16 protein-coding genes are annotated in these 15,551 nt (G+C 40.5%); 10 read left to right on the plus strand and 6 right to left on the minus strand.

The features are described from left to right. Nucleotides 1-259 precede the first annotated feature (259 nt). The 9 genes from ACWIT3_RS08600 (at nucleotide 260) to ACWIT3_RS08640 (ending at nucleotide 8,657) form a co-directional block, all read left to right on the plus strand. Complete coding sequence (locus ACWIT3_RS08600; protein ID WP_457162357.1) at nucleotides 260-2,131, plus strand: FTR1 family iron permease; 1,872 nt, start codon at nucleotides 260-262, stop codon at nucleotides 2,129-2,131. 39 nt (nucleotides 2,132-2,170) lie between these two features. Next, a complete protein-coding gene (locus tag ACWIT3_RS08605) occupies nucleotides 2,171-2,692 on the plus strand; it encodes an iron transporter (protein WP_457162312.1) in 522 nt (173 codons plus the stop codon). Between the two features lie 136 nt (nucleotides 2,693-2,828). Next, on the plus strand, nucleotides 2,829-4,226 hold the full coding sequence (locus ACWIT3_RS08610) for a Fe-S-containing protein (protein ID WP_457162313.1): 1,398 nt from the start codon (nucleotides 2,829-2,831) through the stop codon (nucleotides 4,224-4,226). Continuing rightward, on the plus strand, nucleotides 4,226-5,548 hold the full coding sequence (locus tag ACWIT3_RS08615) for an ABC transporter permease (protein ID WP_457162314.1): 1,323 nt from the start codon (nucleotides 4,226-4,228) through the stop codon (nucleotides 5,546-5,548). The genes ACWIT3_RS08610 and ACWIT3_RS08615 overlap by 1 nt, the downstream gene beginning before the upstream one ends. Beyond that, on the plus strand, nucleotides 5,535-6,677 hold the full coding sequence (locus ACWIT3_RS08620) for an ABC transporter permease (RefSeq protein WP_457162315.1): 1,143 nt from the start codon (nucleotides 5,535-5,537) through the stop codon (nucleotides 6,675-6,677). The genes ACWIT3_RS08615 and ACWIT3_RS08620 overlap by 14 nt, the downstream gene beginning before the upstream one ends. Before the next feature lie 70 nt (nucleotides 6,678-6,747). Beyond that, nucleotides 6,748-7,419, plus strand: a complete 672-nt coding sequence (locus ACWIT3_RS08625) for an ABC transporter ATP-binding protein (protein ID WP_457162316.1) — start codon at nucleotides 6,748-6,750, stop codon at nucleotides 7,417-7,419. Continuing rightward, nucleotides 7,409-7,909 carry a TlpA family protein disulfide reductase gene (locus ACWIT3_RS08630; protein ID WP_457162317.1) on the plus strand — a complete coding sequence of 167 codons (501 nt, stop codon included), beginning with the start codon at nucleotides 7,409-7,411 and terminating at the stop codon, nucleotides 7,907-7,909. The genes ACWIT3_RS08625 and ACWIT3_RS08630 overlap by 11 nt, the downstream gene beginning before the upstream one ends. Before the next feature lie 3 nt (nucleotides 7,910-7,912). After that, nucleotides 7,913-8,218 (plus strand): c-type cytochrome, encoded by a 306-nt coding sequence (locus ACWIT3_RS08635; RefSeq protein WP_046340054.1) that lies wholly within the window; start codon nucleotides 7,913-7,915, stop codon nucleotides 8,216-8,218. Nucleotides 8,219-8,273: 55 nt separating this feature from the next. After that, the gene (locus tag ACWIT3_RS08640; RefSeq protein ID WP_457162318.1) at nucleotides 8,274-8,657 is read left to right on the plus strand and encodes a pyrimidine dimer DNA glycosylase/endonuclease V; all 384 of its coding nucleotides are present in this window, start codon (nucleotides 8,274-8,276) and stop codon (nucleotides 8,655-8,657) included. Here ACWIT3_RS08640 and ACWIT3_RS08645 read toward each other — a convergent pair. Continuing rightward, a complete protein-coding gene (locus ACWIT3_RS08645; protein ID WP_046340052.1) occupies nucleotides 8,652-8,903 on the minus strand; it encodes a YcgL domain-containing protein in 252 nt (83 codons plus the stop codon). The two genes, ACWIT3_RS08640 and ACWIT3_RS08645, sit on opposite strands and share 6 nt — an antisense overlap. 93 nt (nucleotides 8,904-8,996) lie before the next feature. Between ACWIT3_RS08645 and minC the strand changes: the two genes are divergently transcribed. After that, on the plus strand, nucleotides 8,997-9,668 hold the full coding sequence (gene minC / locus ACWIT3_RS08650; protein WP_457162319.1) for a septum site-determining protein MinC: 672 nt from the start codon (nucleotides 8,997-8,999) through the stop codon (nucleotides 9,666-9,668). A gap of 62 nt (nucleotides 9,669-9,730) precedes the next feature. Here minC and ACWIT3_RS08655 read toward each other — a convergent pair whose 3' ends face one another. The 5 genes from ACWIT3_RS08655 to ftsH form a co-directional block, all read right to left on the minus strand. Then, the gene (locus ACWIT3_RS08655; protein WP_457162320.1) at nucleotides 9,731-10,453 is read right to left on the minus strand and encodes a hypothetical protein; all 723 of its coding nucleotides are present in this window, start codon (nucleotides 10,451-10,453) and stop codon (nucleotides 9,731-9,733) included. A gap of 301 nt (nucleotides 10,454-10,754) precedes the next feature. Beyond that, a complete protein-coding gene (sixA, locus tag ACWIT3_RS08660) occupies nucleotides 10,755-11,213 on the minus strand; it encodes a phosphohistidine phosphatase SixA (protein WP_457162321.1) in 459 nt (152 codons plus the stop codon). 63 nt (nucleotides 11,214-11,276) lie between these two features. Continuing rightward, a complete protein-coding gene (gene glmM, locus ACWIT3_RS08665; RefSeq protein ID WP_457162322.1) occupies nucleotides 11,277-12,611 on the minus strand; it encodes a phosphoglucosamine mutase in 1,335 nt (444 codons plus the stop codon). A 17-nt stretch (nucleotides 12,612-12,628) separates the two neighbouring features. Continuing rightward, entirely contained in the window at nucleotides 12,629-13,456 is an 828-nt protein-coding gene (gene folP, locus ACWIT3_RS08670) for a dihydropteroate synthase (protein WP_457162323.1), read from the minus strand. 142 nt (nucleotides 13,457-13,598) lie between these two features. Next, on the minus strand, nucleotides 13,599-15,503 hold the full coding sequence (gene ftsH, locus ACWIT3_RS08675; protein WP_457162324.1) for an ATP-dependent zinc metalloprotease FtsH: 1,905 nt from the start codon (nucleotides 15,501-15,503) through the stop codon (nucleotides 13,599-13,601). Between the last annotated feature and the right edge of the window lie 48 nt (nucleotides 15,504-15,551).

Here is a 15,551-nt window from a genome sequence, read left to right on the forward strand (position 1 = left end):
GCTTAAAAAGAAAGATAAAATAAAGTTGTTTGTTTCGTGATAAGAATCACATAATTCTATTTATCCAGACAACATCGATAAAGTGAACTAAACACATGCTGATGAAACTTGTGCTAACGGTCACATTTTGATGAGAATTGATTGATTTTTGTTGCGAAAAAAAATCATAAGCGCATAATTAACGCCAATAAAGATAATAATCACTATCATTTGGGTGAATTATATGAATTCTTTGATTAGCGTCCGATATCTTCTTTTCATGATTGCAACCGTTTTGTTTTCTTCCGCATATGCCCAAGATAATTATGCCAATTGGGTTGAGGAAATAGAAAACCGCTTAGATAAAACCGCTCAACTTTACCAACAACAGCAGCTAGACGAAGCACGCACTGAAGTACAAATGGCCTACTTTGAAGTATTTGAAAATTTAGAAGGGCCTATCCGAATTAACTTTTCAGCACAAAAAAGTTACCAAATGGAAGCCACTTTTGCAGAAATTCGTAAGATGATCGGAGAAGCAAAACCACTCTCAGAGGTTCAAAGTAAAATTAATGGTCTAAAAGCAGACCTACAAGCCGTGTTACCTGCACTGACAGAGGGGCACCAATTAAATGCCTCGGCACAACATGACGTCTACACCAATCAAGCAATTTCACCTTATTGGCAGCAAAGTTTTAAAACCATCGATGATCTCTTTGCTCAAGCTATCTCCGCATATGAAAAGCAAGATTTTGCTCAAGCCAAAAAACACATTCAACAAGCACAATACGATGGTTTCAAGAACTCCGAAATGGAAATGTCGATTCGCCAAAATCGTTCTGCATCAATTTCAGCACGTATTAATCAACAATTTTATGATCTCATCCGATTAAGTGATAAACCAGATCAAATGAATCATCTTGGCTATCAAATCACCGTTTTATTACAAGACATTGAGGAACAATTACCTGGTTTACCGACGACCCGTGAACATCAAACGCGTCAAACAAATAATAACGAATTAGCCCTCTCTCACGCCGAACAAGATTGGCATAAAATTACCACAGAAATTAACCAGCGTATTCAGCAAGCTATCACGTTATATCAACAAGGCGAACAGAAAAAAGCCATGCTTGCCGTCCAAGATACCTACTTTGACGTGTTTGAAAGCAGCGGAATGGAAAATAAAATCGGTTCACGAAACAGCCATACCAAAGCAGAATTGGAGGGGTACTTTACCCGCCTAGTGAGTTTAATGAACACTCACGCAAATAATGAACAATTACACCAACAGGCTTTAGGTCTTGCACAAGGCTTAACTCAAGCGGTCAATATGTTACAAGGTGGGCAGCAAAGCCACTGGTCAATGTTCATTTATAGCCTATTGATTATTTTACGAGAAGGGTTGGAAGCCTTATTGATCGTCGCGGCAATTGTGACATATCTCATTAAAAATCATCATCAAGATAAGTTGCCTGTTATTCGCCAGTCTGTCTATATTGCTTTAATTGCGAGTATAGTCACTGCGGCGGCATTCCAATTGCTGTTCGCTAATGCGGGAGCAAGTCGTGAATTATTAGAAGGGTTTACCATGATGTTCGCGGTCGTCATGTTATTTATGATGAGTTATTGGTTACTCTCAAAAGTCGAAGCGCAAAACTGGAAACGCTACTTAGAAGGCAAATTGTCTGTCGCACTAACAACGGGCTCATTAATTGGTTTGTGGCTAACCAGCTTCTTAGCCGTTTATCGTGAGGGTGCTGAAACCGTCTTATTTTATTACGCGCTAGTAAGTGATGCGACAAGTGCGGTCAGTTATCTCTATCTTTTCGCGGGCTTCGCAGTAGGGTGCGTCATACTCGCATTATGCTATGTTGTCATGCGTTATACCGTAGTAAAACTCCCTTTAAAACCATTCTTCATGTTTACGGGCACCTTTATGTATCTCATGGCATTTGTTTTTGCGGGCAAAAGTGTACTAGAGCTCATCGAAGGCAAATTATTCGAACCGACACTGATTACGGGGATCCCAGAAATTAGCTGGTTGGGGATCTACCCTTATCTTGAAACCTTACTTCCACAAGTTGTATTAATTTTTGCTGCTATTTTTGCTTTGTTCTACATGAAATACCAAAGTAGAAAAACGGTTTAATATCGTAAACCAGACTTACCTATTCAAAGGAGATTAAGTATGAAAAAAACACTTTTAACTACAACCTTGCTCGCCAGCATTTTAGCCGCCCCTTCGGCATTAGCATTTAAAGAGTTCCCAATCGGCGAACCCGTAGAAATGAATGGGATGGAAATTGCAGCGGTTTACCTGCAACCTGTAGATATGGAGCCTCGTGGCATGGGCTTACCTGCGGCTAAATCGGATATTCACTTAGAAGCGGACATTCATGCGATTAAAGGTAATGTGAATGGTTTTGGTGAAGGAGAATGGATGCCTTATTTAACCATCAACTATACTTTAGTCAATACCGATACAGGTGAAAAACAAGAAGGGACTTTTATGCCGATGGTTGCGGGTGATGGTCCACACTATGGCTTAAATATCAAAATGATGGGCGTCGGCAACTATAAATTAACTTATCATATTGACCCGCCACCAAAAGCAGGTATGCACCGTCATACTGATGAAGAAACAGGCGTTGGTCGCTGGTGGAAACCCTTTGATGTTAGCTATGAATTTAAATTCACTGGCTTAAAATAAATTAAGTGGAGGTGCGCCTTTACGCACCTCCCTCATCAAATACATTTTCTTATTCCCAATGGGTATTCAAATATTGCGATGCACATTGGCAATGTGATGATGTTAAGCAACCGCTTTTTTACCTGTGGAAAAGATCATGAATTATTTTTTTACGTTTTTCCTGCAACATAACTTACCTTTTGCCCTCTTACTCGGAATCGCGTGGGCATACTATCCAAGAATCAACATCAAATCACTTATTTGGTATAGTCTGATTGCATTTATATTCGGGAGTATCACAAGCTTAACATTACCCAAAAGCCAATTCATCACGTTAGCGCTCACTTTATTTATGATCACTGGCTTAATCCTGTTTTATGTCAGTCAATTTTTACGAATTCTCCACTTTGCCTATTTTAGTCATATCCTATTCGTGTTTATCGCTGGGCTTATATGGGGAAAAGATCCTAACTTGACGGCAATCACACATACCGATGTCATCAATACGGATTTTATTTTACATAGTAGTGCGATTGCTCTAGGTTTCTTTCTGTGCTTATTCGTCACTATTTGGCTCACCCTATTATTAAAACAAAATCAAACCTCACAAAAACATACCGCACTTTCTTGGTTTATCAGCACAATCACTTTACTGTTACTCATCACCCCCTTACTCAGTGATGTTCTCCTCACTTTGATGAAACTGCAAGTCTTAGAATTAACTAAACTTCGTCTCAGCATTGTTGCCAAATCAGGTAATCTCACAAATTTCTTTAACTATATCAGTTGTGCACTATTACTGATTATTCTGCTGGTGTTCATCATCAAAATTCACATCCCACGTAAAGCTGCAGTACAAAAAACGCCTCACCCAATTGAAAAACGCCAAAAACAAGCCGCACTTTTGGTCTCACAGCGTCTACTTCTCTGGGGTACAGTTATCTTAGTTATCGTCTGCAGTAGCCAGCTTTATTGGGATCGCATCGCCTCACAACCCCCGCGTTTATCAGAAGCAACTCCCGTTAAATTGGATCAAAACAACCAAATCCATATTCCCATTGAACAAGTGAAAGATGGCAAGTTACATCGTTTTGTTTGGATTGCTGATGACGGCAAAGCAGTGCGTTTCTTCTTGATCAATCGTCTTCCTGATCGCTTGAGTTTAGCGGCTGTTTTTGACGCATGTATTTTATGTGGTGATCAAGGTTATGTAATGGAAGGAGATCAAGTTGTGTGTGTTGGATGTGGAGTACGGATGTTTATTCCTTCCATTGGTAAACCTGGTGGTTGCAACCCAGTCCCAATTGAAAATTGGCAACAAACCGCAACGCACGTTGTGATTAACAAACAAAATTTAGAAGAAGGATTAAACTATTTTTCTACTATCGTTGAAATTGATGTGATTGATCCCGTGGATCACACACCACTCAAAAATACGAAAACTGAGCATAAATACAGCTATGAAGGGAAAACGTATTTCTTTGCCAGTGAAAAGAATCTCAATGCATTCCGAGATGCACCAGAACACTACCTCAGCATTGAAGGGGGAAAATAATGCTTGCTCGTATGCTACTCCAATCTTGGCGCTTTGGTTTAAAGCGTAAATTATTGGCGATCACCACGATCTTTCTTGCTGCGGGGTTGGTCTCTGCACTCCTTGCAGTATCTATTGATATCGGAGATAAAATGGCACGCGAATTAAAGTCTTATGGTGCCAATATCTTAATTGAACCAGCAAGCCATGCCGTTTTACCAGAGGAAGCGAACGGGGTTAACCTACTAGCAAACCAAGATTTTTTAGATGAAAAAGAGTTACCGAATATAAAAGATATTTTTTGGCGCAATAATATTGTTGGTTTTGCCCCTCTACTTCGCGCAGATGTTCAAGCCCAAAAAGAAATGCACTCTCCTCTGCAAACGATTCAAATTTTAGGCACATTCTTCGATCATCACATTGCGATTCCTGATGAAGAAACATATCACACTGGACAGCGAATCATCAGTCCTTACTGGAAAGTACAAGGAGAATGGGTTGATGATCGACAAGAAATGACCACAGAAATTGTTCCTGTTTTGATTGGAGAACAATTAGCAAAAACATCACAATGGAAAATGGGCGATCGTTTACGACTTTCTTACCAAGACAACGAAACAAATAACCAGCTCCATGTTGAAATTAAAGGGATTCTCTCAACAGGAGGAACAGAAGAGCAACAACTGGTTATGCCACTAAGTGCGGTACAAACGCTGCTTAATTTACACGGTAAAGTACAAGCGATTAAAGTCTCTGCTTTAACCGTGCCAGAAAATGAATTATCACGCAAAGCGCGTGCTAATGTCGACGGATTAGATGCTGAAGAATACGATCGTTGGTATTGTACTGCTTATGTTTCCTCCATTTCACACCAATTAGAAGAAGCGATTTCTGGCGCCATCGTACGCCCCATTTGGCAAGTTGCCGCCTCAGAAGGTGTCGTGATTGAAAAAATTCAACTGTTATTAGCCGTCGTTACACTTGCCGCCATCTTTGCCGCGGCGATGGGCATTGCTTCGTTAATGACAACTACAATTATTGAACGCAGTAAAGAAATCGGTTTAATGAAAGCACTCGGCGCTTATCAATGGCAGATCGTTTTATTATTTTATTGTGAAGCAATGATCAGTGGATTTTTAGGGGGAATTCTCGGCTGTATTGCAGGGTGGGGATTAGCAAAATTTATTGGTAGTACATTATTTGGTGCCCCGCTCGACTTTACCTGGATCGTTGTCCCCTGTGTATTAGTACTCTCAATATTGATTGCTTTGATTGGTACTTGGTTCCCTGCCCACCGCATCGCGCGTTTATATCCTGTCGAGGTGTTATATGGTCGCCAATAGCACAACTTCGATGTTTTGGCGCTTAATTTTTCGCGCATTACGCTTACGTCTACAACGCGTATTGATTATTTTTGCTGCGCTAACCGTGGGTGCCAGTATTGTGACCGCCATGGCAGCCGTATATTTTGATATCAATACTAAAATGAGCCAAGAACTACGCACGTTCGGTGCTAATTTTTATATAGGTTCGACTACGCATGGCGTCATTCAAGAACAACAACTACAACAGATCATACACAATGCCCCACCAGGATTAATCAGTGCAGCAAGTCCTTATTTATATGGCGTAACACGTAGCGAATTAGAAAAAATCGTCATTATGGGCGTATGGTTTGACGCAATGAAAACCTTAGCACCCTATTGGCAAATCACAGGTTCACAAATTGGTGTGAATTTTGATGAACGCAATGCCATGATTGGTAAAACGCTTGCGAATCGGCTGAATCTCAAAGTAGGAGATAAGATTACGTTAAGTAAAAATGCAGTTGAAAAGCACCGTTTTAATATTAAAGCGATTGTTGAATCAGGTGATGCAACAGACAACATGTTAATCGTGAATATCTCATTTGCACAACATTGGTTAGAAAAAGAAGGACAAGCAACTAACGCGCTCCTAAATGTTAAAAATGACGAGGGACAAGTAGAACAGTTCGCGCACCAATTACAACAACAATACCCTGATCTCACCATTCATCCAATCCGCAAAGTTTCCGCCTCAGAAGGACAAATTCTAGAGAAAATAAAAGGTTTAATGGGGCTAATTTCAATTGTGATCCTCATTCTCGCGACGCTCTGCGTCAACACCACATTAATTGCGATTGTAGGTGAACGTGCAAAAGAATTCGCCCTACAAAAAGCACTGGGTGCCAAACGACAAGATATCATTAAACAAATCGGAACAGAAATTTTCATTATTGCCGTGTGTGCAATATTCGCAGGCATCATAATTGGTTATTTACTCGCACAAATTTTGGGATTGACGGTATTTAAAGCATCTATTGATATGCGTTTACCTGTTATTCCGATAACGATCATCGTATCCCTATTGGTCGCCTTTATTGCAGTGATTGTGCCTACACGTCGCGCATTGGAAATCCAAACTGCAAATGTATTGAAAGGGGAAGAATAACCCCACTTCATTCCTATAACCCCAAACTCGTAGTGTCTCACTGCGATGATAAATGAGAGAAAGGTAAACTATGTCAGCCTATGTGATTGAAACACAACATTTATATAAACGATTTGACCAAGTGACTGCTCTGGAAGATATTACAATCCAGATTAAGCAAGGCGAATTTGTTGCTATTATGGGCGCTTCTGGCTCTGGGAAAACCACATTAATGAATATCTTAACTGGACTAGATACCGCAACAGAAGGGAAAGTGATACTGGATGGTATTGATGCCGCACAGTTGGATGAAATTGGAAGACAACGTTTCCGAGCTGAAAAAATTGGTCTCGTTTTCCAACAATTTCACTTGATTCCTTACTTAACTGCTCTCGAAAATGTCATGCTGGCACAACATTATCACAGTGTAGTGGATGAGGACGCCGCTAAAGCAGTCTTAACACAAGTCGGACTCGCCCACCGCGTTGATCACAGACCTAGTCAACTTTCAGGCGGAGAACAACAACGTGTTTGCATTGCGCGTGCTTTAGTGAACCAACCTCCCGTTATCTTCGCTGATGAACCGACTGGCAATCTCGATGAGAAAAATGAACAACTCGTGCTCGATTTACTGATGGAGCTGAATAAACAAGGCAGAACAATTGTAATGGTGACCCATAATCCAGAATTAGGTCAACTCTCCCACCGTACTATTTTCTTGCAACATGGCAAATTTTTACGAGAGGAAATCAATGCGCATTAAAGCTTTTTTACTCACGCTAACCCAATCGCTCCTATTAAGTGCGCTCTGTTTTGTCACGTTTTCATGCAAAGATGAGATCGCAGTCATTGGGCATCCCGCCCCAGAGATTGCAGCCTTTGATCTACAAGGCAACAAAGTGAGCCTGACCGAATGGCGAGGGAAAACGATCCTTCTCAATTTTTGGTCAGAAACGTGCGGAGTATGCATTAATGAATTAAAAACCTTTGAACAATATCAACATCGCCACCCTAACAATAATTTACATATTATTGCAATGAATGTAGACGGTGAAAAAGCAGATACACAAGCAATTGTAAGTAAACGAGAAATCCAGCTCTTCATCGTCAAGGATCAACTTAAAATGACTGCTGAGCGCTATCAATTAATCGGTACCCCCACCTCTTTCGTTATTGACCCAGAGGGCAAAATCCTTTATAAATTCGAGGGTCTGATTCCCCATCAGACTTTAGATACACTTTTTAAAGGTTAATGAATGAAAAAAATTTACGCGACTCTCTTTCTTATGGCTTATGCCATGTCCACACCCGCACAAGCAGAAGTCAGTGCTGAACGTGGCAAACAGCTTTTTAAACCTTGCTCATTTTGTCACGGTAACCAAGCAGAAAAATCAGCGTTGAACCAATCTCGTCCCTTAAAATCCCTCACAGCCGATGAGATTGTGAAAGGATTAACCGCACGCAAAGAAGGACAAATTGTCGGCGCAGGAAATGCCGCCAAATCTCGCTTATCTGAAGAAGACATGCAAAGTATTGCTGCCTTTATTGAAACATTAAAATAATCCAAGCGGCGTAGTTTTTACGCCCTTTCTCCCTCTTTCTCTTAGCTTATTGACTATGACACGCATTAATCTCATTCCTCCAACAGAGCTTTGTGACCAACATTTACTTGCAGAACATCGCGAATTAACACGGATTCCCAATGCGGTTGCAAAAGGAAAATTTGATCTAAAAGGTCAACCAACCGACTATAAATTAGGAACAGGGCATGTTCGTTTTTTCTTTAACAAGCTCACCTTCCTAAAGAAACGTTATGACCTATTACACCAAGAATGCAAAGCCCGTGGATTTAATGTGCAATACTATTGGCCAGAAAACCTACCTTCTGATGCAAGTCTTTGGTTAGACTATATTCCAACAGAAGAGGCACTCAAAGCCAATAAAGCACGTATTTTAGACAGGATGCCAGCTAAAGCACGATTTACACCAACTCACTTATAACTTAAATAGCCAATCATCTTCTTTTGGCATCTGTAAATAGAACCCTTGCTCACGAATTTTTGCCTCTACTTCTGTTTTATCGGCATTCACAAGGGGTTTATTGCCCGCTAAATTAAACATCATCACAAAAATAGGCGTTCCAAAGACTTCCCGTAAGCTATCAGGTACAGCATCAAAGTGATCACGCTTCGCAACATAAAGATAAGTACCAACTTTTCGTTTACTTTTATAAATTGCACATAACATTGATTTTGCTCTCAATTTATCCAAAAAAGATTTGCTGATCCTAACACAATTATTTATGATTGAAACACGCAATTTGAACATTTGGAATTAATTATGGCACAGGATATTGTAGAGTTTCGAACAGGACAATTTTCATCGATCTTTATTACATTAAATAGCGCAAGCCTGACGACCATCAAACGTTCATTAGCAAAGAAAGTCAAATCCTCTCCCTCTATGTTTCAAAATATTGCTGTCATTATTCAATTTACCCCTACGCTTGAAAAAATGGATCTAACCGCATTAAAAGCATTATTTACTGAGTTTAATATCCAAATTATCGGAGTATCAGACTGGCAAAATCATTTACAAAAAGAATTGATTTTGACAGCAAATCTGCCTTTATTAGGCAAAAGTGGAGAATTATCTGACATTCTGCCTGAACCCCGCTATTTACCAGTAAAAATCATTCATCAAGATGTTCAAGCAAAACAAGTCATTTATGCCAAAAATAGTGATTTAATTATTCATGGCAATGTTGAAGCGGGCGCAGAAGTGGCTGCAGATGGGAATGTACATATTTATGGAAAATTATTAGGGCGAGCAATGGCAGGCGTTAATACCAACACTGGTTCAGTGTATACCCAATATTTAGATGCGGAATTTGTCGCCGTGAGTAGTCGTTTTTTATATCAAGAAAAGCTCCCATCAGAATACCGACACCAAGCGGTACGAATTTTTGCAGAAAAAGATAAACTCAATTTCCAATATCTCTTGTCTCAATAAATAAAAATAGCGGAATATTCCGCTATTTTTAATAAAAACATTTCGTTATTTAAACTAATAACTTATTTTTTTGCTTCTTCCACTTTTTCAACAACAGCATCTTTAGCGTCTTTTACTGCAGCTTTCGCTTCTTCTACTTTCACAGCGGCAGCATCTTTCATTTCAGTTGTTTTTTCAGCAGCCGCGTCTTTTGCTTCCGTCATCGCTGCTTTAGCATCTTCCATTTTCGCTGCTGCGGCATCTTTCATTTCAGTTGCTTTTTCAGCTGCTGCGTCTTTTGCTTCTGTCATTGCGGCTTTCGCTTCTTCCATTTTCGCTGCTGCAACATCTTTCATTTCAGTTGCTTTTTCAGCTGCTGCGTCTTTTGCTTCTGTCATTGCAGCTTTCGCTTCTTCCATTTTCGCTGCTGCAGCATCTTTCATTTCAGTTGCTTTTTCAGCTGCTGCGTCTTTTGCTTCGGTCATTGCAGCTTTGGCTTCTTCCATTTTCGCTGCTGCAGCATCTTTCATTTCAGTCGCTTTTTCAACAACCGCTTCTTTTGCTTCGGTCATTGCAGCTTTGGCTTCTTCCATTTTCACTGCTGCCGCGTCTTTCACTTCTTTTGCGGTCTCTGCTGCGGAGTTTTTCACTTCACCAGCTGCGCTTACTACGGCATCTTTCGCTTCAACAACGCTAGATTTTGCTTTTTCAACTTCTTGACCCGCTTTGCTCTCTTTATCAAAGCAACCCGTTACAGTTAAACTTGCGCCTAATACTAATGCAGCTAATACTGATTTTTTCATCATTTCTCCTAAATTTTGAGGTTTAAAATAAAAAACTCACAAAGCATCTCACTTTGCTTCATATAGTGTGTATTAAATTGGCAAAAAAATACATCATTCTTTACACTTTTTTACTCAGTTAACATTTATTAATCACATTTCATTCCGACAGAATAAATAATTAACCCATTGAAAAAGATAATAAAAATAAGGATACTTCTTTTTTCTTTGTGAATTAATGTAAATCATTGAACTTTTAAAATTGTTTAATTTTAAAACAAATTAGCACATTATTCTTCATTTAAGCACAATAGGCTGTGTTTCGTTATTCTGGGTATTTCGCCTGAATGAGAATACCTGAGGACTGATTCCACTCAATTTTCGCAATTGTAGAAGGGTAAAAACTAACTGGATTACGCCCACAAAGTGCTGAAACAATTTCCCCCACCAAAGGCAAATGCGACACCAATAGAACGGATTTTGCGCCCTGCTCGGCTAACCAATCTAAATAGCTCACGACGGTGTGTGCATTGCCATAAGGCGTAATCCCCTCCCATACTTCTGCACAGTTAACAAGCTGATTATCATAAACAAGATTAATCTGCTCAAATGTTTCTTGTGCACGGACATAAGAACTGACAAGCACTTTGTCTAATTGTGCGTTAGATTTTAACCACATTCCCTGTGCAATGGCTTGCTGTATGCCACGAGAGGTTAAGTGACGATCCTTATCAGATTTCGCCATTAACTCCGCCTCACCATGACGCATCACAAAAATATCCATAAATGATTCTCCATAAAAAAATAAACTGTACAAATTCATGCACAGTTTATTCATCAGAAAAAATTAGTTGGCGCGAACAACATCCGCAATTTCTTCAGCACATTGCTGTGCTAATTCCGCTTCTTCACACTCAACCATGACACGAATTAATGGCTCTGTACCTGACTTACGTAATAGAATACGCCCTTTACCAGCAAGACGCTGCTCAACATCAGCCGCCACTTTTTTTACGGCTTCAGATGTTAATGGATTTGCACCACCTGCAAAACGCACATTAATTAATACTTGTGGAAACAAAGGAACTGCTCGAGCTAATTCATTTAGCGATAAATTGTGTTCCACCATGGCTGTCAAAACGGCCAGAGAGGCAATAATTCCATCACCTGTCGTATTTTTATCTGCAATAATGATATGACCTGAATTTTCGCCACCAAATGACCATCCTTTTTCTTGCATTTTTTCTAGCACATAACGATCGCCAACATTCGCACGTTCAAATGGGATCCCCAATTGTTTCAATGCAAGCTCAAGGCTCATATTGCTCATTAATGTCCCAACAACCCCACCTTTTAAATGGCCAGCACGTAATGCTTCACGAGCAATAATAAATAAAATTTGGTCACCATCGACTTTGTTACCTAAATGATCCACCATGATCAAACGGTCACCATCGCCATCATACGCTAAACCGACATCTGCTTTCACTTCTAACACTTTATCTTGTAACGCTTTAATGTCCGTTGCACCGCACTTTTCATTAATATTCATACCATTCGGCTGAGTGGCAATCTCAATCACATCAGCACCTAACTCGCGCATTACATTAGGCGCGATATGATAAGTGGCGCCATTCGCACAATCGACAACAATTTTATAATTTTCAAGACTTAAATGTGCGGGGAACGTACTTTTACAAAATTCAATATAACGTCCTACTGCATCAGTAATTCGACTTGCACGCCCTAGATCTGCCGATTCAACACAATCAATCGGCTCATCTAACATCGCTTCAATTGCCTCTTCTACATCATCTGGTAATTTTGTTCCTTGTGCCGAAAAAAACTTAATCCCATTGTCATAATACGGATTATGCGAGGCGGAAATCACAATTCCCGCTTCTGCACGGAACGTACGTGTTAAATAAGCGATAGCAGGTGTTGGCATAGGTCCCGTGAATGCAGCAGATAAACCAGCTGCGGCGAGTCCTGCTTCTAATGCTGACTCCAACATATAACCAGAAATACGGGTATCTTTACCAATTAAAACGGTACGAGATCCTTGTGTGGCTAAAACTTTACCCGCTGCCCAGCCTAACTTCAGTGCAAAATCAGGGGTAATGGGCGCTGTCCCCACTTTTCCACGTACGCCATCCGTACCAAAATATTTACGTTCTGCCATTTGAATTATCCTTTTTATTAAACTTGTTGTGTTGCTAACCAGACTTTTAGTGCATCAGCGGTTTCATCTACATCATGCACTCGTAAAATTTTTGCGCCTTGCATCGCAGCAATGAGCGCACCAGTCACACTCCCAATCACGCGTTGCTCAACGGGCTTATTTAATACCGCACCGATCATCGATTTTCTTGATAGTCCCGCTAAAACAGGTATACCGCGCTCACAAAAGTGCGATAAGTTTTGCAACAATTTATAATTGTGTTCAACGGTTTTACCGAACCCAAATCCCATATCCCAAATCAGATTTTCTGCTCGAATACCTGCATCAATACATTGCGCCGTTCGTTGTTGTAAAAATGCCAAAACATCTGCAACCACATCATCATATTGTGGATTCTGCTGCATCGTACGAGGTTGACCTTGCATGTGCATAATACAGACGGGTAAATCCAAAGCTGCGGCGGTCGCTAGTGCATGGGGTTCACGTAATGCACGAATATCATTAATTAGATCCATCCCCACTTCAGCCGCGGCGTTCATCACCTCTGCCTTTGAAGTATCAACAGAAATCCAACAATCAAAATGACGTTTTACTGCCTCAACAACAGGAATAACACGATCTAACTCCTGCTCTACCGTCACCTCTTCTGCCATTGGACGCGTAGATTCTCCCCCAATATCAATAATTGTCGCTCCCGCCCTCAACATATTTTCGACATGCCGCAGTGCTTTATCTAAATCAAAAAACTGACCACTGTCTGAAAATGAGTCAGGTGTGAAATTCAAAATCCCCATAATTTGAGGCGTGGATAGGTCTAAGACTTTATTATTTGCGTATAATTTCATGGGTTATAATTATCAAAAAAAGTGCGGTTAATTATAGCGAAATATTGAAAGGGAAAAAATCATTTCTTATCAAAACGAGTTGGATGAACTAACAAAAAAACCTCTTTAATATTGATTAAAGAGGTTTTTCATTCACGATAAATTATTCTTCGTCTTGAGTCTGTTGTGTCGACTCTGCCACATCTTCAGACGCGGCTTTCGGCGCTTGAGCCTGCGGAGATGGAGAAGATTCTGTTTCTTCCCAACCCGATGGTGGCGTCACAGGTTGACGCTTCATTAATTGCTCAATTTGTTCTTCTTCGATTGTCTCATATTTTACTAATGCGTCTTTCATCGCATGTAAAATATCCATATTATCGATTAAGATTTGTTTTGCACGCGCATAATTGCGAGTCACAATGGCACGGACTTCCTCATCAATCGCATGAGCCGTTTCATCAGACATATGTTTTGCTTTTGCCATGGAGCGACCAAGGAAGACTTCGCCTTCATCCTCTGAATACAAAATTGGACCCAGCTTGTCAGAGAAACCCCATTGGGTCACCATATTACGTGCGATATTGGTCGCCACTTTAATATCATTTGATGCCCCTGTTGAGATGTTTTCTTCCCCATAAATTAAATCTTCCGCGATACGACCCGCATACAACGTCGATAGCTTACTTTCTAATTGTTTTTGGCTAATACTAACTTGATCGCCTTCAGGCAAGAAGAAAGTTACCCCTAATGCACGACCACGAGGGATGATCGTCACTTTATGCACGGGATCATGCTCAGGCACAATATAGCCTACAATTGCATGCCCAGCCTCATGATAAGCCGTTGACTCTTTTTGTTTATCGGTCATGATCATGGTACGACGTTCAGGTCCCATATTGATTTTGTCTTTTGCTTTTTCAAACTCCAACATCGTCACGAGACGTTTATTCGTACGCGCAGCGAACAATGCGGCTTCATTTACTAAGTTCGCAAGGTCAGCCCCAGAATAGCCTGGCGTACCACGTGCTAACGTCATTGGATCCACATCTGGTGAAACGGGGACTTTACGCATATGCACTTTTAAGATTTGTTCACGACCACGCACATCAGGTAAACCCACAACAACTTGGCGGTCAAAACGACCAGGACGCGTCAATGCAGGGTCAAGTACATCTGGACGGTTAGTTGCCGCGATGACAATAACACCTTCATTCCCTTCAAAACCATCCATTTCTACAAGCATTTGGTTAAGGGTTTGTTCACGTTCATCATGTCCACCGCCTAAACCCGCGCCACGCTGACGACCGACTGCATCGATCTCATCAATGAAAATTAAGCACGGTGCGTTTTTCTTTGCTTGTTCAAACATATCACGTACACGTGATGCCCCAACCCCGACAAACATCTCAACGAAGTCAGAACCAGAAATAGTAAAGAAAGGCACTTTGGCTTCACCCGCAATCGCTTTCGCTAATAAGGTTTTACCAGTACCTGGAGGTCCAACCATTAAAATCCCTTTAGGAATTTTTCCCCCTAATTTTTGGAATTTACCAGGATCACGTAAAAAATCGACGATTTCTGCCACTTCTTCTTTCGCTTCATCACAGCCAGCCACATCAGCAAAGGTTGTTTTGATTTGCTCTTGTGTCATCATACGTGCACGGCTTTTACCAAAACTCATTGCTTTACTGCCGCCACCTTGCATTTGGCGCATAAAGAACAGCCAGACCCCAATTAACAATAACATCGGGAACCAAGAAATTAAGATTTGCGAGAATAACCCACGTTTTTCTGGCGGCGTTCCTTCAATTTTTACTTTCTTATTTAATAAATCGTTCAGTAATTTATCGTCATTCAACGGCATCACTGTCATATATTTTGAGCCATCCGCTTTAGTTACATAAATTTCATTGTAATCAAAGCGAGCCTGACGAACTTGATCATTACCTACATCAGTAATAAACGTCGTATAGTCAGTGGTGTTTCCTGACGAAGTTGAATTAAAGCCTTGGTATGCTGTCATCATCACAACGGCAACAACAATCCAAAGAACCAAATTTTTTACCATATCGTTCAAGGTTTGACCTCTTTTTGTTTAACGTTAATAATTTGTTGC

This window comes from Pasteurella sp. P03HT (genome assembly GCF_054052285.1).